General features: G+C 67.4%; 18 protein-coding genes and 1 riboswitch. Of the genes, 9 read left to right on the top strand and 9 right to left on the bottom strand.

Annotation, left to right across the window (positions count from 1 at the left end; translation table 11 throughout):
• Window position 1: 1 nt before the first annotated feature.
• From RIB45_RS09330 to RIB45_RS09310, 5 genes are all read right to left on the bottom strand, one after another.
• Window positions 2-463 (bottom strand): VOC family protein, encoded by a 462-nt coding sequence (locus RIB45_RS09330; RefSeq protein WP_350049990.1) that lies wholly within the window; start codon window positions 461-463, stop codon window positions 2-4.
• Window positions 464-560: 97 nt separating this feature from the next.
• A complete protein-coding gene (locus RIB45_RS09325; protein WP_350049989.1) occupies window positions 561-1,046 on the bottom strand; it encodes a MarR family winged helix-turn-helix transcriptional regulator in 486 nt (161 codons plus the stop codon).
• 73 nt (window positions 1,047-1,119) lie between these two features.
• Complete coding sequence (locus tag RIB45_RS09320; RefSeq protein ID WP_350049988.1) at window positions 1,120-2,199, bottom strand: class I SAM-dependent methyltransferase; 1,080 nt, start codon at window positions 2,197-2,199, stop codon at window positions 1,120-1,122.
• Window positions 2,196-2,540, bottom strand: coding sequence for a hypothetical protein (locus tag RIB45_RS09315; protein WP_350049987.1), 345 nt, complete (start codon window positions 2,538-2,540; stop codon window positions 2,196-2,198). The genes RIB45_RS09320 and RIB45_RS09315 overlap by 4 nt, the downstream gene beginning before the upstream one ends.
• Window positions 2,541-2,599: 59 nt before the next feature.
• Window positions 2,600-2,977 (bottom strand): hypothetical protein, encoded by a 378-nt coding sequence (locus RIB45_RS09310; RefSeq protein ID WP_350049986.1) that lies wholly within the window; start codon window positions 2,975-2,977, stop codon window positions 2,600-2,602.
• A gap of 35 nt (window positions 2,978-3,012) precedes the next feature.
• Window positions 3,013-3,263: riboswitch (cobalamin riboswitch) on the bottom strand.
• 138 nt (window positions 3,264-3,401) lie between these two features.
• On the opposite strand from RIB45_RS09310, the gene RIB45_RS09305 reads away from it, so the two are divergent.
• Complete coding sequence (locus RIB45_RS09305) at window positions 3,402-3,827, top strand: TerB family tellurite resistance protein (RefSeq protein ID WP_350049985.1); 426 nt, start codon at window positions 3,402-3,404, stop codon at window positions 3,825-3,827.
• On the opposite strand, the gene RIB45_RS09300 is transcribed toward RIB45_RS09305, so the two are convergent.
• A complete protein-coding gene (locus RIB45_RS09300) occupies window positions 3,818-4,312 on the bottom strand; it encodes an Lrp/AsnC family transcriptional regulator (protein WP_350049984.1) in 495 nt (164 codons plus the stop codon). The two genes, RIB45_RS09305 and RIB45_RS09300, sit on opposite strands and share 10 nt — an antisense overlap.
• Before the next feature lie 159 nt (window positions 4,313-4,471).
• Between RIB45_RS09300 and ald the strand changes: the two genes are divergently transcribed.
• The 8 genes from ald (at window position 4,472) to RIB45_RS09260 (ending at window position 13,268) form a co-directional block, all read left to right on the top strand.
• The gene (gene ald, locus RIB45_RS09295; RefSeq protein ID WP_350050126.1) at window positions 4,472-5,596 is read left to right on the top strand and encodes an alanine dehydrogenase; all 1,125 of its coding nucleotides are present in this window, start codon (window positions 4,472-4,474) and stop codon (window positions 5,594-5,596) included.
• A 381-nt stretch (window positions 5,597-5,977) separates the two neighbouring features.
• On the top strand, window positions 5,978-6,244 hold the full coding sequence (locus tag RIB45_RS09290; protein WP_350049983.1) for a hypothetical protein: 267 nt from the start codon (window positions 5,978-5,980) through the stop codon (window positions 6,242-6,244).
• Window positions 6,245-6,303: 59 nt separating this feature from the next.
• A complete protein-coding gene (locus tag RIB45_RS09285) occupies window positions 6,304-8,202 on the top strand; it encodes a WD40 repeat domain-containing protein (RefSeq protein ID WP_350049982.1) in 1,899 nt (632 codons plus the stop codon).
• On the top strand, window positions 8,195-8,971 hold the full coding sequence (locus RIB45_RS09280; RefSeq protein WP_350049981.1) for a formylglycine-generating enzyme family protein: 777 nt from the start codon (window positions 8,195-8,197) through the stop codon (window positions 8,969-8,971). The genes RIB45_RS09285 and RIB45_RS09280 overlap by 8 nt, the downstream gene beginning before the upstream one ends.
• Window positions 8,946-9,545 (top strand): flavodoxin family protein, encoded by a 600-nt coding sequence (locus RIB45_RS09275; RefSeq protein ID WP_350049980.1) that lies wholly within the window; start codon window positions 8,946-8,948, stop codon window positions 9,543-9,545. The genes RIB45_RS09280 and RIB45_RS09275 overlap by 26 nt, the downstream gene beginning before the upstream one ends.
• A 225-nt stretch (window positions 9,546-9,770) precedes the next feature.
• Window positions 9,771-12,296 carry a GcvT family protein gene (locus tag RIB45_RS09270; RefSeq protein WP_350049979.1) on the top strand — a complete coding sequence of 842 codons (2,526 nt, stop codon included), beginning with the start codon at window positions 9,771-9,773 and terminating at the stop codon, window positions 12,294-12,296.
• A gap of 255 nt (window positions 12,297-12,551) precedes the next feature.
• Entirely contained in the window at window positions 12,552-12,785 is a 234-nt protein-coding gene (locus RIB45_RS09265) for a hypothetical protein (RefSeq protein ID WP_350049978.1), read from the top strand.
• A gap of 30 nt (window positions 12,786-12,815) precedes the next feature.
• Entirely contained in the window at window positions 12,816-13,268 is a 453-nt protein-coding gene (locus RIB45_RS09260; RefSeq protein ID WP_350049977.1) for a hypothetical protein, read from the top strand.
• Here the strand turns inward: RIB45_RS09260 and RIB45_RS09255 are convergent.
• The 3 genes from RIB45_RS09255 to RIB45_RS09245 all read right to left on the bottom strand — a co-directional run bounded on the left by RIB45_RS09255 (window position 13,202) and on the right by RIB45_RS09245 (window position 16,843).
• A complete protein-coding gene (locus tag RIB45_RS09255; RefSeq protein WP_350049976.1) occupies window positions 13,202-13,918 on the bottom strand; it encodes a hypothetical protein in 717 nt (238 codons plus the stop codon). The two genes, RIB45_RS09260 and RIB45_RS09255, sit on opposite strands and share 67 nt — an antisense overlap.
• Before the next feature lie 209 nt (window positions 13,919-14,127).
• A complete protein-coding gene (locus tag RIB45_RS09250) occupies window positions 14,128-15,414 on the bottom strand; it encodes an NAD(P)/FAD-dependent oxidoreductase (protein WP_350049975.1) in 1,287 nt (428 codons plus the stop codon).
• A 40-nt stretch (window positions 15,415-15,454) separates the two neighbouring features.
• Window positions 15,455-16,843, bottom strand: coding sequence for a glutamine synthetase family protein (locus RIB45_RS09245; RefSeq protein ID WP_350049974.1), 1,389 nt, complete (start codon window positions 16,841-16,843; stop codon window positions 15,455-15,457).
• Window positions 16,844-16,880 lie beyond the last annotated feature (37 nt).

The raw sequence follows: 16,880 nt of genomic DNA, 5'->3' as shown, positions 1-16,880 counted from the left end.
CTCACCCCGGCGGCTCGGCCGCCAGCGGGACGCACGGCGCCCAAAGATACCAGTCCGGATCGAACAGATAGCACTCGCGCAGCCCGTGGGGCTTGTCGATCGTCCCGTCGAGGACGGTGTAGCCCCATTCGCGCGCACGCGCTTCGCAGACGTCAGGGTCGAGCCCGTAGAGCCGGAATTCCGCGCCGACGCCCCGCCCCTGGACGGAGCGCACGAGGCCGCTCATCCGATGATCCGAATAGGTGTGGTCGGCGTGGAGCATCCACTGAGCGCCGATCGCGGGCAGGCGCAGGAAGGCGAAATCCTCGTCCCAATAGACCGGCTCCGCCTGAAAGACGTGCTGGGCGAAGCCGACCGACGCTTCTACGTCGCGAACCAGCAGATTTAGGCCGAGCCCGGGCGGCAGGCCGCGACCGAAATCCGGGGCGGGCATCCAGGGCGTCTTGGTGCTTTTCTTAGTCATGGGGCGGTGATCCTGAAACGGCGCGCGAACCGCGGCTATGATGCCCATGGCGACGCCGTTCGCTCCAGCCCCATTTTCGGGACTGCGGCGGGGCCGATCACCCTCCGGCCTCGCCCTTCAGCGCTTCCGCCCGGGCCTGCAGTTTGGCGAGCGCGGCGTCGAGCGCCGCGCGCTCCTCATCGCCCAATCCCTCCAGCAGATCCGCTTCCCAGGCCAGCGCCAGCGGCGCGATGCGCTGATAGACGCTTCGCCCGCGCTTCGAGAGCCTGAGGACGATCAATCGATTATCGCGCGAATCGGTCTCCCGGGTGATGAGACCGGCCTCCGTCAGGCGGGCGACCGCCCGGCTGACCTTGGCCTTGTCCATCGAGCCGCGCTCGGCCAAGCGATTGGACGAACTCGGCTCTTCCCGCCCGAGATTCGCCAGCACCCGCCATTCCGGAATCGTCAGGTCGAAGCGATCGCGATAGATCGTCGACAAGGCGCCGCTCACCGTGTGCGCCAAGACGGCGAGGCGATAGGGTAGGAAGCGCTCCAACACCAGCGCGTCGTCTTTCCCGGAGGAAGGAGCGGCTTGATCCATCCTGACCCTCTTCGGCGTTCGACCTCTCGATCGTTTCATATAAAACGAGGGCGACGGACGGCGCAACCGACGCTCACGCGTCCGAGGCGATGCGCAATACGGCGAGGCTGTAGGGATTGAAGAGGTTCGAGCCGGCCTGGTTCAGAACCAGTTCTTCGATCGCGAACAGGCCGTCCGCCTCGCCGCGCCGGATCAGTGAGAAGAGGTTCATATTGTAGCAGCAGCAAAGCGCCCAAACGCTTGCGTTCGCGTTCAGGACGGCGTCGTCCAGATCGAAGCGGTAGCGCTCCGCGATCGCGGAAAGCGGCGCATTGTCCCGCACTGCGGTCAAGCAGCGGCCGAGCGTCGCCTGGGCCAACGCCGCATCCGCCTGCCAGCCGAACGGCTCGAACAGTACGAGGCGGCATCCGGGCGCGCGCTTGGCGAGATCGACCAGGAAAGACGGCGGCAGAAACGCGATTTGCTCGACGGCCGCGCAGCTGAAGATCACGGGATTTTTTAGCCCCTCCAAGAAGGAGAAGTCGGGTGCGTAGAAGTCGAAAGCGGCCGCCGTGAAGCGTCCGCCGCCGGGCTTCGCCATCAGGGCTTGGGCCGCCTGGCGGCCGCTGTGCGATTGTTCCGCGCCCACATAGTGCAGGTCGGGCCGCCCCAGGCGCGCGGCGATCGCGGCGAGATTCCGCCCCCAGCCGCAGCCCAGTTCGACGACGGCGTCGACACGCGGGTCGATCGCCGCGACGACGGCGTCGCGATAGCGTTCGTCCCGGCAGGCGGCGCGCGGCGCCTGGCGATAACGTCCGTCGCTAACGACGACGAGATGTCCCGGCTTGGGAACAAACGCGCCCGGCGCTATGCGTACCGGAAAGCTCTGACGTCGGATGAAGGCGCTGACGAGACCGTCGCTTTCGGGCGGAGGGTCCATCTCGGCCAGAACGTCCGCCGCACTCGCCGCGGCGTCGAGCACCCGTTCGAGCCGGTTCAGCAGTTCCGCCCAATTGGCCTCATAGTGCCGCTTCTGGTGGGCGTTCAGGCGCATGAAGCGGCCCGCAAGAACGCTCAACGCGCTCGACGAGCCGTCGACCGTCAGGCCGGCGATCGACAGCGCGCGGCCCAGCATGGGTCCGTCCAAGCCGGCGCCGCCGGTCGCCTCCGTCAAATCACCTTGTCCTCGCCCACGATCTCTGCGAGCCATTTCAGGTGGCCTCGAAGCTCGCGCCGGCGGGTCAGTTTTTCGCGCGCGGTGGCTGGCAGTTCGGCGGCGTCCAGCACGCCCTTGCGGATCAGAAGGTCGACCAGATCCTCCAACACCCGGCTCATTTCCAGATCGCTCTGCGTCAGCAGATTCTGGGGATCGCGCGCGCCCGAGCCGAGGCCCAGCTCTTCGAGAAAGGCGGCAAGCTCAGGGTCGTCCGCCGCCATATAGTGCGGGCAGCGTTCCGACTTCCGCGCCTCCACGGCGACCACTGCGCCCCGGCCGTCGCGCCTGACGAATGGCATGATCCGCTCCGCTCGTCCTCGTTGCGGCCGGACCTGCGCCCGGCGGCGTGGCGATGAGCTTAGCGTCGCCTGCGTCCGCGCGAAAGCGCCGCCGCAGGGTAGCGCGAGACGTCCCGCAGCAGGTCGCGCAGCCGAGCCGCCTCGCCGCCGCTCGCGGAAAGCTCCGGCCGCTTGGCCAACTCGCGCGCCGCGTCGGCCGGGTCGACGCCGCCCGGCAGCGCGATCAGCCAGCCCAACAACGCGTCCTCCGCGAGGCCCGTCGGCGGATCGTCGAGCGCCAGCAGCCCGCGCAGCGCAGCGCTGGGATCAAGCCGCGCCCAGTCGCGGTCATGCGCGCGCAGGGAGTCTCCGTCATGCGCCCGCATGGAGTCGCCGTCGTGCGATCGCGCGGCGCTGCCCCGCGTCGCGAAGGAAGGGGCCGAATCGAAATACGCCATAAAAACCTCCTCCCGGGGCACCCCGCCCGGTCGTCGACTAGGGTTGGGAGGCGGCAGGTCTCCTGGCTCGCGGGTCAGGGCTTCGTCGCCGGCCTTCCCGCGGTCCGCCGGTCCCTCGATCGGTTGCGATCGGGACCCGAGCGGACGCCGCAGTGGCGCGCTGGGGCGACGAGGCTCGCCGCTTACAGTTGCGGGGGCAGCTTCGGCATAGGCCCGACGTCAGACGGGCCGCACCGAATTCCCTCTTCGTCCCCGTCTCCGGGGAACCGCCTCGATGAAGAAAAAGGCTACACCAGTTCGAGGCTTTGACCAGCGCGAAAACGACGGCGCCCGTTCCGTCGGCGGCGAATTGACCGCGGGCGGGGCTTCGGGCGATGATCGGTCTTCGCCCGTCCGGTTCCGCGACGAAGGTCTCGCGCTCATTATGTTCGACACGTTGCGCCAAGCCATCGCCGACACGTTGGAGCGCCATCGCCAGCAACCGTTCCTGGACGCGGCGATGGCGGCGTGCGCGCTCGTGGCGATGGCGGACGGCGAGGTCTCGCTATCGGAACAAAGCCGCGTCGACGACGTGCTGGAGGCGATAGACCGGCTGGCGCTGTTCGACGTGCATGAGGCCGTCGACCTCTTCAACGAGTATGTCGAGGGCGTGACCGCAAACCCGACAAAAGGCCGAAAGCGCGCCCTGGATGCGGTCGCGCGCATGAAGGACGACGCTGAGGCGGGGGATCTTTTGGTCAAAGTCTGCCTCGCCGTCAGTCGGGCCGACGGAGAATACGCGCCCGGCGAGCGCGACCAGATCGCGGCCGTGTGCCGGCGCCTCGGGCGGGATCTCGCCGATTACGAATGAGGAGCGTCGAGCGCCGCGCGGGCGCTCCCCGGGATCGGCACCGTGCGATGCACCACGGGGCGCAAGGCGACGTTGGATTGGATGCGCTGAACATGCGGCAAGCGCGAGAGGTGCTGCTGGTGGATGCGCTCGAAATCCCGCATGTCGGCGACAACCACGCGCAGCAGATAATCCGCCTCGCCCGCCAGCAGGAAGCAGTCGACGACGCCCGGACAGGCGGCGACCGCGCCCTCGAACGCCTTCAAGTGGGTTTCGGTCTGCGACGCGAGCGTCACCTTGACGAAGACGCTCGACTGATACCCGAGCCGCGCTTCGTTCAACACCGCCGTGTAGCGTTCCACGACGCCGTCCTGCTCAAGACGCTGCAGCCGGCGCTGGCAACTCGACGCGGAGAGGCCGACACGCTCCGCCAACTCGGCCAGCGTCGCGCGGGCGTGATCCTGGATCGCCTCCAGGATGCGGATATCGGCGGCGTCAAAGGTCATTTTTGCAAGATATATGCGGATACATCGCTTGCAACGCAAATTTTCTGCAAAACAAGCCGATTGGTCCGCTCAGGACGAAAGGACATTCCCCGGCCGCAGGCTTACACTGGTCTGTGCAATCAACAACCGGTTTCAAGCCGAAGAGAAGGGGTGAAGGCGATGCTGGTCGGCGTGCCGAAGGAAGTGAAGAACCACGAGTACCGGGTGGGGCTGACCCCCACCAGCGTGCGCGAATTGGTCCATCACGGCCATCAGGTGATGGTGGAGACCGGGGCCGGCGGCGGCGTCGGCGCGCCGGACGCGGATTATGAGGCCGCGGGCGCGCGCATCGTCGACGGAGCCGACGCCGTTTTCGCGGAGGCCGAGATGATCGTGAAGGTCAAGGAGCCGCAAGCCTTCGAATGCGCCAAACTGCGCGCGGGCCAAGTGCTGTTCACCTATCTCCACCTTGCGCCCGATCCCGAGCAGACTAAAGGCCTGAAAGAAAGCGGCGCCATCGCCATCGCCTACGAGACGGTGAGCGACGCGCGCGGCGGCCTGCCGCTGCTGGCGCCGATGAGCGAGGTGGCCGGCCGCATGGCCGCCCAGGCCGGCGCGCATTGCCTGGAGAAGGCTCAGGGCGGGCGCGGCGTGCTGATGGGCGGCGTGCCGGGCGTGCCGCCGGCCAAGGTCATGGTCATCGGCGGCGGCGTCTCCGGCGCGAACGCGGCGCGCATGGCGGTCGGCATGGGCGCGGACGTCACCATCCTCGAACGCCGCGCAAGCCGGCTGGCGGAGCTGGACGAGCTGTTCCAGGGCCGAGCCAAGACGCTGTATTCGACAGTCGACGCCATCGAGAAGGGCGTCCAGGAGGCGGATCTGGTGATCGGCGCGGTGTTGGTGCCCGGCGCGGCGGCGCCCAAGCTCATCACCCGCGAGATGCTGAAGACGATGCCGGAAGGCTCCGTGGTCGTCGACATTGCGATCGACCAAGGCGGCTGCCTGGAGACCTCGCGTCCGACGACCCACGCCGAGCCGACCTATATCGAGGAAGGCGTGGTTCATTACTGCGTCGCCAACATGCCGGGCGCAGTGGCCCGCACATCGACCTTTGCGCTCAACAACGCAACGCTCCCCTTTACGCTGGCGCTCGCCGACAAAGGCTATCGTCAGGCGTTGGCCGAGGACAAACACCTGCGCGCCGGCTTGAACGTGCACGAAGGGGCGATCACCTATAAAGCGGTCGCGGAGACGCTCGGCTACGATTACACGGCGCCCGAGGAGGCGCTGGGCATCTCCTACTGAGCGACACGGCGCCGCGCGCCGTGCGCTCAGCCTGCGCGCCCGAGCGCGGGCGAAGAGGGCGTCGATCTCCCGTCCTTCGAAGCGTCGGCGGAGGGCGTGGCTTGGCCGTATACTGGGATCGTCCGCTCGCCGCGCCCCGGCCGCCTGCGAGGTCTTCGTGGAGCGGAAGCGCTCCTCTCGTCATCGTCGCCGCGTTCGCTCAACCGCCTTCACGGCGCGGCGACCTCGTGCGTGGGCCTCGGGCGTCGGCCCGCCCCGCCCCTGCGGGACCCGCGCGACGCAGAAACCCTCTTCCGCTTTTTGCCACTTTAGATATTATAATAGCTGCGTACCTACTAAAGCGTTTATCCGAAACTCAATCACACAAGGGGGACTCGAGATATGTCACGGGCGAATTTGGAGGCGGCGTCGAAGGCGCTGCAGGAGTTGAAGAGCAATCCGGAGGCGCTGAAGCGTCTGGACGTGGCCTTCACGGGCTTGCGTCACGACCTCGGCATGGACGTGGATGACGATACCTTCCGCTACATCCTGAACGCTCTGGTCAACCAGAAGGTCATGGGCGGCGTCGATCTGTTCGAGGGCAAAGCGAAGACCCGTCTTCCGGGCGGTTTCCAGATCATGGCCAACATCAAGGAGGTGTCGGCCTAGTCTGCGCGCGCGCCCCAGGGGCCTTTCAAGAAAAACGCACTGTCGCGGGGTCGGCTCCGATGACCGCAACCGCCTTCAAGATCAACTCAATGGCCGTCGATCCCGGCGGCCGTTTTCTTGTCGGCGGGTTGCAGTCGGGCGAGATCGCCCTGTTCGAGCCGACGGCGCTTCACGAAATCGCGCGGCTGCAAACGAATCTCGGAGACCTCTACGCCGTGGCGGCGCATCCGAACCGCCCCCTTCTCGCGACACGCGGAATGGACAGCCAAATCGCCCTGGTGGACGTCGAGGATCCGACGCAGCCGCGGCTGATCGATCGCTTCTCGACCCGTCTCCTGCGCCCCTGGAACGATGTGGTCGATGTGCCGCGCAACAACAGCCAGAGCCAGGCCCTCTGCTTCCATCCGACCGAGCCGCGGCTCGCGACCCGGTCGGCGAGCGCCGGGGTCTTGGAACTCGACTATGGGGGCGATCGGTTCGAGCTCATACATTGCACCCGGCTGCACGGCTTGGAGGATTTCGCGACGGCGTTTTATCCGGATGCGAGATCGCACGTGCTGGCGACGGGGGCGCTCGGCCTGGTCGTCTTCTCGCGCGACGGTCTGACGTTGGAGGAAGTTCGCATCGGCTCCAACAACGTGCACTGGTTCGAAGCGGTGGGGGATAACCGCTATCTCGTCGCGACCGACGATCGACGGGTGCTGCGCTTCGACATGATGCAGCGCTCGGTCGAACGCGCGGGGCCGGTCTTCACTTTGGACGACCTTGAGCATGTGCATTTCAACAAGACCTCAGGGCGTGCCTTCGCCGTCGGGTTCGATCGCCGCGTCTACGAAATCGACCCGGAGACATGCGCGCCCATAGGCGTCGTCTACCAGGCGCCCTTCAAGATGCGCTGGTTCAAGACGTTGCCCGACGCGCCTGATGTCGGCTACGCGCAGTGTTTCGACGGGGCGATCTACAAGGTGGATCTCGCCGCCGGCGGCCCGGTCGCCAAGACCCGTCGCACGCCGCCGCCCCTATGGAGCGTCTGTCGGTTGCCGGACGGCCGGCTCGCCGCGACGGGGGAGGGCGACGAAATCGTGATCCTGCACGTCGGCGGCGACCCGGACGAGAAGCGGCTGCACCTGACCCCGACGGCCGTGCTGCGCAAGACGGAGCGCGCGTCCTACACCAAACGGATGACGGCTTCGGAAGACGGCGTCCTGTTCCTGGCGCAGACGTCCGGCAAGCTGTTGCGCGCGCCGACGGACGGCGGCCCGTGCGTCGAACTCGCCGACTTGGGGAGCGCCGTGCGCGACGTGGCCGTAAGCGCCGACGGGACGGCGGCTTTCGTCTGCCTGGAAGACGGTCGGGCCCTGCGCCTGCATGGCGAGAGCGGGGCGGTCGAGGCGCAGTGGCGCTCGCCCGCCGACATGCCGCTCTGGGCGTTGGCGTACAATCCCGCCCGCGATCTGCTGGCGGTGGGGGAGCGTCACGGCCGCATTCGTCTGCTCGACGCGCGCACGTTGGAGGAGCGTCATCCGGGACCCGTCAGCAAGCGGGTCAAGCGGGTGCAATGGCTTGATGAGGGGACGCTCGCCTACAATCAGGAGGATTCGTTGTATCGGTATCGGCTGGAGGAGGATCACGCGGAGGAATGGGTGACCGCGGTCGGCAATACGATCGAGGACTTCTGCTGGAGCGCGCGGTACGGCTATCTGATCTTCATCAGCTATACGACGCAGATCGGTTTGTGCGATTTCGCCAGCGGCGAGCGGCTCTATCTCGGGGCCGACCAAGAAGACTACTCGAAAGGCGTCCTGTGCCTGGAGGACGAGGTCGAGGGGGCGTATCCGTTGGAGGTCCTCACCTACGGGCGCAGCGGCCGCCTGCACGGCTTTCGGCCCCATAGCGAAATGCTGAGCGCGCACGGTGCGGTGACCGAGCGCCTGCTGAGCTCCAGCTACAATGAGTGAGCCGCGCACGGCGCGCGTCCCTGGCGGGCGGCTTCAGCGCGGCAGCACCGCTGAAGAGGTTGAGGCGTGCGTCGCCGATTGGACGGGCAGGCTGGTCGATCCGTCCTACGCCGAGAATTTCCGCGACTGGATCATGAAGGAGCATCCGCGTCATCCGGTTCTGGTGGCCGGTTTCGAGGCGATGGTCTATCCGGTCGACAACGCGCTCTTCGCCGACTTCTGCGCCGAGACGGCGACGCCTCTGCCGGAATCGCTTCAGGTCAACGCGCCCGCCGACCACCCCGTCTGGGGCGTCACGCTCGACCAAGCGGAGGCCTTCGCGCGATGGCTGGAAGGGCGGGACGGGCGGCCCTGGCGGCTGCCGCGGGAGGCGGAGTGGGAGTGGATGGCGCGCGGACCCGACGGCCGCGCCTATCCGTTCGGCGAGCGCTTCGATCCCGCCTGCTGCAACACCGTCGAGAGCGGGCGGGGCGAAACGACGCCGGTCGACGCCTTCGCCCGGAATCCCTCCTGGTGCGGCGTCGTCGATCTGGCGGGCAATGTCGAGGAATGGACCGCCAGCCGGTACGCCCCCTATCCCGGCGGCCGGTTCATCGCGGACGACCTGATCAAGCTGGTGGGGCCGCGGTATCCGATCTTGCGCGGCGGCTCCTTCCTGTTGGGCGGAGATCTGTGTCGGGGCGCGCGCCGACACGGGCCGCATCCGGGGCCGCAATTCCGCATCACCGGCTTTCGTCTGGTGCATGACGCGCCCCGCGCCGGCGGGTGAGGGGAGGGCGCAGGCCGTGGCGCGCATTCTGATCGCCTACGCAAGCGACAAGGGGGCGACCGCGCGCCTCGCCGAAGCGCTGGCGGAGGGCGCGCGCGAGTCGCCCTCGACCACGGTGCATGCGGCGGATGTGGACGCGCTGTGCGGCGAGGACGTGCTTCAGGCCGACGGCGTGCTGTTCGGCAGTCCGGTGCACATGGGCGCGATGCATTGGCGGGCCAAGCGTTTCATCGATCAGCAGTGCGGCCCGCTGTGGCGCCAGGTCGATCTCAGCGACCGGCATTGCGGCGTCTTCGCCACCGGCGGCGGCTACGGCGGGGCGGGCGGCGGCGCTGATCTGGCGATGCTGGCGATGCTGAGCAACTTCGCCCAGCTCGGCATGGCGATCGTCCCGTTGCCCCGCGCCACGCCGGGCTTCGCTGAGGGCGGCTGTCACTGGGGACCGTACGCCCGGACCAACGCGCCAGACGGAACGCCTGTCCCCGTGCCAGAGGGCGCGTTGACGTGCGCCCGCCGGTACGGCTTCAACTTTGCGGAGCGCGTCGCCGCGGTCCGCGAAGTCCTGCGCCGCTGAAGCCGCCCCGAGCGCGCCGTGCGGCGGAGCGTCGCGGCGGCGGCGGGCGGCGCGAAAACGCCAATCGCCCGTCGCACATCGGCAAGCGAGCCGGTTGACCCCGTTTCATTGTGCCGCCGATATCGCGGTCGGAGAGACGCTTCGGCCGAAGTCCCATATCTGGCGGACGACTGCGGTTTCATCGCCTCGCCCTGAGGCGCCGCAGGCTCGGGGAGCGGAACAGCAATGAAGTCACATGCGCGTGTGGTGGTGGTCGGCGGCGGCGTCGTCGGGGTCTCGACCCTTTATCATCTGGCCAAGAAGGGTTGGAGCGACGTCGTCCTGGTCGAGCGCAAGGAGCTGACGAGCGGCTCCACCTGGCACGCGGCCGGTCTGCTGCCGCTGTTCAACATGAGCTACTCGGTGGGGCAGATCCACAAGTACTCCGTCAAGATGTACCACGAGCTTCAGGAGGAGACCGGCCAGGACGTCGGCTTCTCCGTCGTCTCCAACATCCGGCTCGCGGAAAATCAGGACCGGATGGACGAGTATCGCCAGTACGCCGGCGTCGCCGAGACGATCGGCGTGAAGGTCGACTTCATGACGCCGGAGGAGGTCCAGGAGATCTGGCCGCTGATGTCGACCGAGGGGCTGGTCGGCGCGATCCGCCATCCGGAGGACGGCTACATCCAGCCGGCGGACCTGACCCAGGCCTTCGCCAAGGGCGCGCGCGCCCGGGGCGCGGAGATCTACCGCAACACCTGCGTCACCGGCTTCGAGCGCACGCCGTCCGGCGAGTGGGTCGTGAAGACCGACCAGGGCGACATCACCTGCGAGCATGTGGTGAGCGCCACCGGTTCGTTCGCGCGCCAGACGGGCAAGATGATCGGCCTCGACATCCCCGTGATGCCGGTCGAGCACCAGTACATCGTCACCGACGCCCATCCCGAGATCCTGAAACGCAAGGAGCAGGGGCTGCCCGAGATGGGCGTGCTGCGCGGCTCCGACGGCGAATGGTACATGCGCGAGGAGCGCGGCGGCTTGATCCTCGGCCCCTATGAGCACGGCGCGCCCGCCTGCTACGTCGACGGGCCGAGCGAGGATTGCGAATACGAGCTCTTCCAGGAGGATCTGGAGCGCCTGGAGCCGCATATCGAGCACGCCATGATGCGCGTCCCCGCCTTCGGCGAAGTGGGCGTGAAGCAGGTCTACAACGGCGCCATCGCCTACACGCCGGACGGCAACCCGATCGTCGGCCCGGCCTGGGACGTGCCGAACTTCTGGCTATCCGAAGGGCACAGCTTCGGCATCACGGCCGCCGGCGGGGCCGGCTGGCAGCTCGCCGAATGGATTGTCGAGGGCGAGCCCTCGATCGACATGCTGGGCGTCGATCCGCGGCGGTTCGGCGACTACGTCAGCAAGGGCTACCTCATCACCAAGGCGGAGGAGGCCTACGCCCACGTCTTCATCAATCACTTCCCGGACGAAGAGCGCCCGGCCGCCCGGCCGCTGCGCAAATCGCCGGTCTACGATCGCCTGAAGGCGATGGGCGCCGTCTTCGGCCAGGCCTTCGGCTGGGAGCGTGCGAACTTCTTCGCGACCGACGGCGAGGCCCAGGAGGACGACTACTCCTTCCGTCGCTCGCGCTACATGGAAAGCGTGCGCAAGGAGTGTCTGAACGTCACCGAGAATGTCGGCGTCCTCGACATGACCGCCTTCGCGAAGGCGCGCGTCTCGGGTCCCGGAGCGGAGGCGTTCCTCGATCATTTCGTCGCCAACAAGATCCCGAAGAAGGTGGGGCGCGTCGCGCTGGCGCACTCGCTCTCGCCGGGCGGCGGCGTGCATTCCGAATTCACCATCATGCGCGAAGGCGTCGACCGCTACGGCGATCCCAGCTTCTATCTGGTCTCGGCCGGGGCGTTCCAGCGGCTCGACCATGACTGGCTGTGGAAGCACATGCCGAAGGACGGCTCGGTCCGCTTCGAGAACCTCACCGGCGCGATGGGCGTCCTGGTGGTCGCCGGACCCAAGGCGCGCGAGCTGATGAAGCGCGTCGCCCCGCGCGTCGATTTCTCGAACAAGGCCTTCCCATGGCTGTCGGCGCAGGACATCGACGTCGCGATGGCGCCCTGCCGGGCGATGCGCGTGAACTTTGTCGGCGAGCTGGGCTGGGAGCTGCACCACCCGATCGAGTATCAGCTCACCATCTTCGACGCGCTGATGGAGGCGGGGGCCGACCTCGGCGTGAAGCCCTTCGGCATCCGGGCGATGGACTCGATGCGCATCGAGAAGAGCTACCGCCTGCCGGGCAAGGAGCTGTCGATCGAGTACGCGGCGCTGGAAAGCGGCCTCGATCGCTTCGTGCATCTCAACAAGGGCGAGTTCCTGGGCCGCGACGCGCTCTCCCGCTGGCGGGAAAAGGGCTTCGCCAACCAGTTCGTGACGCTGGAGGTGACCGACGTCCCGCCGATCGGCCCGAACGGCGAAGGGCTGGTCAAGCGCGACTCGGACGGCTACGGCGACGGCGAAAGTCCCGCCGACGCGCTCGGCTCCAACCCGATCTACAAGGACGGGGAGTTGGTCGGCCGCGCCACCTCGGGCAATTACGGCTTCCGTACGGGCAAGTCGCTGGTCCTCGCGATGGTCCGGCCGAGCCTCGCCGAGGTCGGCACGGAGCTCGAGATCGACATCCTGCGCACCCTGCACAAATGCGTCGTGATCGACGAGAGCCCGTTCGACCCCGATAACGAGCGGCTGCGCGCGGACGGCTGATCGCAGGCCCGCCCGCCCCCCGGCAAGGGGCGGCGCGACCTGGCCCGGCAGGGGCGCCCGCGCACCGCGCGGGCGCCCCTCGCACTATTGGCGCATTTCCGAAGGCGGCTCGCCAAAAAGGAGTATTTTCAACAATTTATCGGCGCAGCGCTTGATCATCCCGCCCCAGAGGGCCGATACTAGGGGAAACAAACCCCAGGTGGTGGACCTATGAGTCGGCGGGCTGAATATCTGGAGCGACAAATCACCCGGTTGATGACCGATCGAGTCGGCGTTTCCGACGCCCGCAAGCGCGTCATCGTGCAGGAGACCGCGCGCGCGGCCCACGCCGAATTGTTGCTGACCTATTGGCTGCGCGAGACCATCGGCGCGGACGATCTGGAGAGGATTTCGGGCGCCGATCTCGACCGGGCGCTGCGCTATATCCGAACCGTTGCGGCCATGCTGCAGGAACGGGCGGACGGGCGTCGCGCAGTCGGCGAGAGCTGAACGCGGGCGAAGGAAAAGGCGGGCCGAAACGTGGGCGTGCGCATCGAAACCCTCACTCTGGACGATCTGGCGGGTCGGAATTCGATCTTCCAGCCGGCGATCGATTTTCATCGCCTGGGCGGGCACGCCGGCCAGCAGCCCAAGCGGTTTGAGGCGCTGCTGGACCGGCTGCAGATCTTCGCGCCGATGCGCGACGGGTGCCCCTATCTCCATTGCGGGGCGAACTCCACCACCAGCGAACTTTTCGGTCGCGACTTTGCGGCCGGCCTGGTCGGCGAGCCCGGTCTGTCCGACGAGGCGTTCGAGCGCACCGTCCAGATGGCCTATCACCATGTTGCGGTCAGCGGCCGTCCGGTGAGCCAGCGGGTGACCGCCGGCCTCACCGTGGACGGCTTGAAGCACATCGTCTCCTATTATCAAATGGTGTTCCCGATGACGCTGGGCTCCAAACGGGTGGTCGCCTGCCTGACCCGGTTCAGCTGAGCGTCCCGGGCGATCAGCTTGCGCAAGGTCTCGCGGCCTGCGTAGACCAGCCAATCGCTTTCCAGCAAGAACGGCGCGCCGCGCCGCCACCCCGCGCCCAGCGGTTCGATGTTGAAATACCCCTCTCGGAAGAAGAAGCCTTTCCCCGCCAACGGCTGCTCCATGAAGCCGAAGACGTGATCCGGGTCGAAGGTCAGCATCGCCAGCGCGACCCCGAGCGCGCCCAGCCGCTCGCCCGCGCCGGTTCCGCGCAGCCGGGCGTCGCACCATAGATCGCCGTGATAGACCGCGCGCCCGCGCATCGCCTCCAACGCGTCAGCGATGCGCCCGGGCGGATAGCTCGGCTTGCCGAACAGGCGGGCGAACTCGCACCCCAGCGCCCGCTCGGCGGAGGCTTCGCCGGTCTCGATCAGGCGCACCGCCTGAACGTGGACGACCGTCTCGCCCATCCGCCCGCAGATCCAGCGCGCCTTTTCCTCCAGCAAATCGTAATGCCGGGGCGAGAACATCGGCGACAGCGCCTTGCCCGGCAAGTCCAGATCGTAAAGCGTCTCGAAGTCGCGCCGGGTCTCCACGACGAGGCCCAGCGCCCGCAATTCCTCGCGTCGCCGCGCGACGAAATCGGCCAAATCCATCGGATCGTACTGCATGCTCTTCCTCCTGTTTCTTTTCCCCATGAGTTGGGGAGGAAGAGCCTATCCGCGGGGTTTATTTTAAGTAGCGATATGCAAGCATAACCCCCAAAAATAGCATACCTGAATATGCCGACGCGGCGATGTTAAACCGATGGTAAAGTTACCTATGGGCGAAGAACCCGGCGCGCGAGCATAACGCGGCGTGTAGGAGCGAATCGATTGCGTTACGCCAACGCATCCTGCAGCCGGTACCACAGCATCCCCAGCGACAGGAGCGGGGTGCGGAAGCGCCCGCCGGGGAAGATCGGGTGCTTGACGGCGGCCATGACGTCGAAGCGTTCCTGCTGGCCGCGGATCGCCTCGGCCAGGAGCTTGCCGCAGAGGTTCGAGAGCGCGAGCCCGTGGCCGGAATAGCCCTGGGAGAAGTAGCAGCGCTGTCCGAGCCGCCCGACATGCGGCATGCGGTCCATCGTGATGCCGATATAACCGCCCCAGGCGTAGTCGATCTTCGATTCTGACAGTTGCGGGAAGACGTCCAGCATGCGCGGGCGTACGAAGCCGGCGAGATCCTTCGGATCGAGCCCGGAATAGGTCGCCCGCCCGCCGTAGAGCATGCGGTTGTCGGCCGAGAGGCGATAGTAGTCGACGATGTGGCGCATGTTGGCCACCGCCTCCCGGTCGCGGATCAGCTCGCGCGCCATGTTGTCGCCCAAGGGCTCCGTCGCCACGATGTAGGAGCCGACCGGCATCAGCCGGCGGAACAGGAACGGCTGCGTCTCCTGCAGATAGGCGTTGCCGGCCAGCACCATGAAGTCCGCGGCGACCGTCCCGTCCGCCGTGGTCGCCCGCACGGTGCCGCCGGCTTCGCCGGTCTCCAGCGTCACGACGCGGCTGTTCTCGAAGATCCGCGCGCCGGCGGCCGTCGCCGCGCGGGCGAGGCCCCTGCAGAAGTTGAGCGGGTGGAGGTGGCCCGCGCGCGGATCGTGCAGCGCGGCGTGATAGCGCTCCGTGCCGAGGCGCGCGCGCAGATCCGCCCCCTCGATCAGGGTCTGGCCGTCATAGCCCCAGGCGGCGGCCTCGTCGCGATGGGCCTTCAGATCCTCGACATGGCTTTTCTTGTCGGCCGCGTGCAGATAGCCCCAGGTGAGGTCGCAATCGATCTCGTACTTCTCGACCCGCTCGCCGACCAGACGCGTGGTCTCCTGGCCGAGATCCCAGGCGATCTGCGCCATGTCGCGGCCGATATGCTTCTCGAGATAGCTCATGGACTTGTTGAAGTCCGGACAGACGTGCCCGCCGTTGCGTCCCGAGGCGCCGTAGCCGACGGTCTCCGCCTCCAGCACGACCACGTCCATCCCGGCCTCGGCCAATTCCAGCGCGGCCGACAGGCCGGTGTAGCCGGCGCCGATCACCACGACGTCCGCCTTGATCTCGCCGGTGAGGGCCGGATGGCGGGTCTCGTCGTTGCAGGTCGCCTGATAATAGGACGGACGGGTCTGATCGAGGGCCATTTAGAAACCTCTGGATGATGGACGGGATGCGACGCGTCGCCTAGACGGTGCGCAGATACCAGTTGTAGTCCAGCGCCGGGATGTGGGCGGCGAAGTTGTCGTTCTCGAAGCTGCGCGCGGCGACATAGCAGTCGCGATAATGCTCGCCGATATAGCGCGGCAGGATCTCGCCCTCATCCATCCGCAGCAGCGCCTGCCACCAGCGAAGCGGCAGGCCCGAAGGCGGTTTGTCGTAGGCGTTCTCGCGCTCGATCGGGCCGGGGTCGAGCTGGTTCGCGATGCCGTGATGCAGACCCGCCAGCACGGCCGCGACGGTCAGATAGGGGTTGGCGTCCGCGCCGGCGACGCGGTGCTCGACCCGCATGTCCCGCTTCTCCGCCCGCGGGATGCGCAGACTGACCGTGCGGTTGTCGACGCCCCAGGCGGTGTTGATCGGCGCATAGGAGTTCGCCTGGAAGCGGCGGTAGGAATTGGCGTTGGGCGCGAAGATCGCCATCGCCTCCGGCATCGTGGCTTTCAGGCCGGCGATCGCGTGCTTCAGCGCGGGCGCGACGGGCAGGCCGGTCTCCTCGTCGCGTGCGTCCGCCCCGAAGATGTTGCGGCCGGCCTCGTCGACCAGACTGACATGGACGTGCAGGCCGCAGCCGGCCAGCTCCTCGAAGGGCTTCGCCATGAAGCTCGCCGTCATGCCGTGCTTGCGCGCGACGCCCTTGATCAGGCGCTTCAGCATCAGCGCGTCGTCGCAGGCGTCCACCGCGTCGGCGACGTGATGAAGGTTGATCTCGTACTGGCCGGGCGCGTATTCGCTGGTCGCGGTGTCGGCCGGGACATTCTGGGCTTGGCAGGCGGTCTCGACGTCGATCAGGAAGGCTTCGAAGTCGTACAGCTCCTCGATGCCGTAGACCTGCGTCGTCGATTGGCGCTGCGCCGGCGCGGGCGGACGCGCCGGTTGCGGTCGGCCCGTCGCGTCGAACTCCGCGTCGATCAGGTAGAACTCCAGCTCGATCGCGACGACGGGCGTCAGGCCCATGTCCTTCAGCGGCTGCGCGGCGCGGGTCAGCACCTGACGCGGATCGGCGAAAAAAGGTTCGCCCTCGGCGTCCAGCATGGTGGCGATCACCTGGCCCGTCGGCTGCGAGGCCCAGGGCACCGGCTTCAGCGTCTCTGCGACGCCGAAGCAGGGATAGTCGGGGTCGCCGTCGCTGGTGCCGTAGACCAGCGTCTCGCAGTTCTGTCCGGTGGCGTCGAGCAAATAGGTCGAGCCGGGCATCTGCACGCCCTTCTCGTAGAGCTTGTCCAGCGCCTCCGCCCCGATGCGCTTGCCGCGCAAGATCCCGCACATGTCGGGCAGCAGCATGTCGACGCCCTTGAGGTCCGGATGGTCCTCGAGGAAGGCGTCGACCTCCGCCTTTGTCAGCCGTTCGGTCATCGTCGACCCCGTTTCATTCCCGCGCTATCGTTCGCGC

Source organism: Marivibrio sp. (assembly GCF_040218065.1).
GTDB lineage: Bacteria > Pseudomonadota > Alphaproteobacteria > UBA8366 > Aestuariispiraceae > Marivibrio.
Note: the sequence above shows the minus strand (reverse complement) of the source record. Positions and strands in the feature narration are given on the sequence as shown.

Excerpts from the sequence above, each read along its gene's own strand:
- RIB45_RS09330 (WP_350049990.1), bottom strand. The coding sequence starts at position 463 with ATGACTAAGAAAAGCACCAAGACGCCCTGGATGCCCGCCCCGGATTTC.
- RIB45_RS09325 (WP_350049989.1), bottom strand. The coding sequence starts at position 1,046 with ATGGATCAAGCCGCTCCTTCCTCCGGGAAAGACGACGCGCTGGTGTTG.
- RIB45_RS09315 (WP_350049987.1), bottom strand. The coding sequence starts at position 2,540 with ATGCCATTCGTCAGGCGCGACGGCCGGGGCGCAGTGGTCGCCGTGGAG.
- RIB45_RS09310 (WP_350049986.1), bottom strand. The coding sequence starts at position 2,977 with ATGGCGTATTTCGATTCGGCCCCTTCCTTCGCGACGCGGGGCAGCGCC.
- RIB45_RS09305 (WP_350049985.1), top strand. The coding sequence starts at position 3,402 with ATGTTCGACACGTTGCGCCAAGCCATCGCCGACACGTTGGAGCGCCAT.
- RIB45_RS09300 (WP_350049984.1), bottom strand. The coding sequence starts at position 4,312 with ATGACCTTTGACGCCGCCGATATCCGCATCCTGGAGGCGATCCAGGAT.
- ald (WP_350050126.1), top strand. The coding sequence starts at position 4,472 with ATGCTGGTCGGCGTGCCGAAGGAAGTGAAGAACCACGAGTACCGGGTG.
- RIB45_RS09290 (WP_350049983.1), top strand. The coding sequence starts at position 5,978 with ATGTCACGGGCGAATTTGGAGGCGGCGTCGAAGGCGCTGCAGGAGTTG.
- RIB45_RS09285 (WP_350049982.1), top strand. The coding sequence starts at position 6,304 with ATGACCGCAACCGCCTTCAAGATCAACTCAATGGCCGTCGATCCCGGC.
- RIB45_RS09280 (WP_350049981.1), top strand. The coding sequence starts at position 8,195 with ATGAGTGAGCCGCGCACGGCGCGCGTCCCTGGCGGGCGGCTTCAGCGC.
- RIB45_RS09275 (WP_350049980.1), top strand. The coding sequence starts at position 8,946 with ATGACGCGCCCCGCGCCGGCGGGTGAGGGGAGGGCGCAGGCCGTGGCG.
- RIB45_RS09270 (WP_350049979.1), top strand. The coding sequence starts at position 9,771 with ATGAAGTCACATGCGCGTGTGGTGGTGGTCGGCGGCGGCGTCGTCGGG.
- RIB45_RS09265 (WP_350049978.1), top strand. The coding sequence starts at position 12,552 with ATGACCGATCGAGTCGGCGTTTCCGACGCCCGCAAGCGCGTCATCGTG.
- RIB45_RS09255 (WP_350049976.1), bottom strand. The coding sequence starts at position 13,918 with ATGCAGTACGATCCGATGGATTTGGCCGATTTCGTCGCGCGGCGACGC.
- RIB45_RS09250 (WP_350049975.1), bottom strand. The coding sequence starts at position 15,414 with ATGGCCCTCGATCAGACCCGTCCGTCCTATTATCAGGCGACCTGCAAC.
- RIB45_RS09245 (WP_350049974.1), bottom strand. The coding sequence starts at position 16,843 with ATGACCGAACGGCTGACAAAGGCGGAGGTCGACGCCTTCCTCGAGGAC.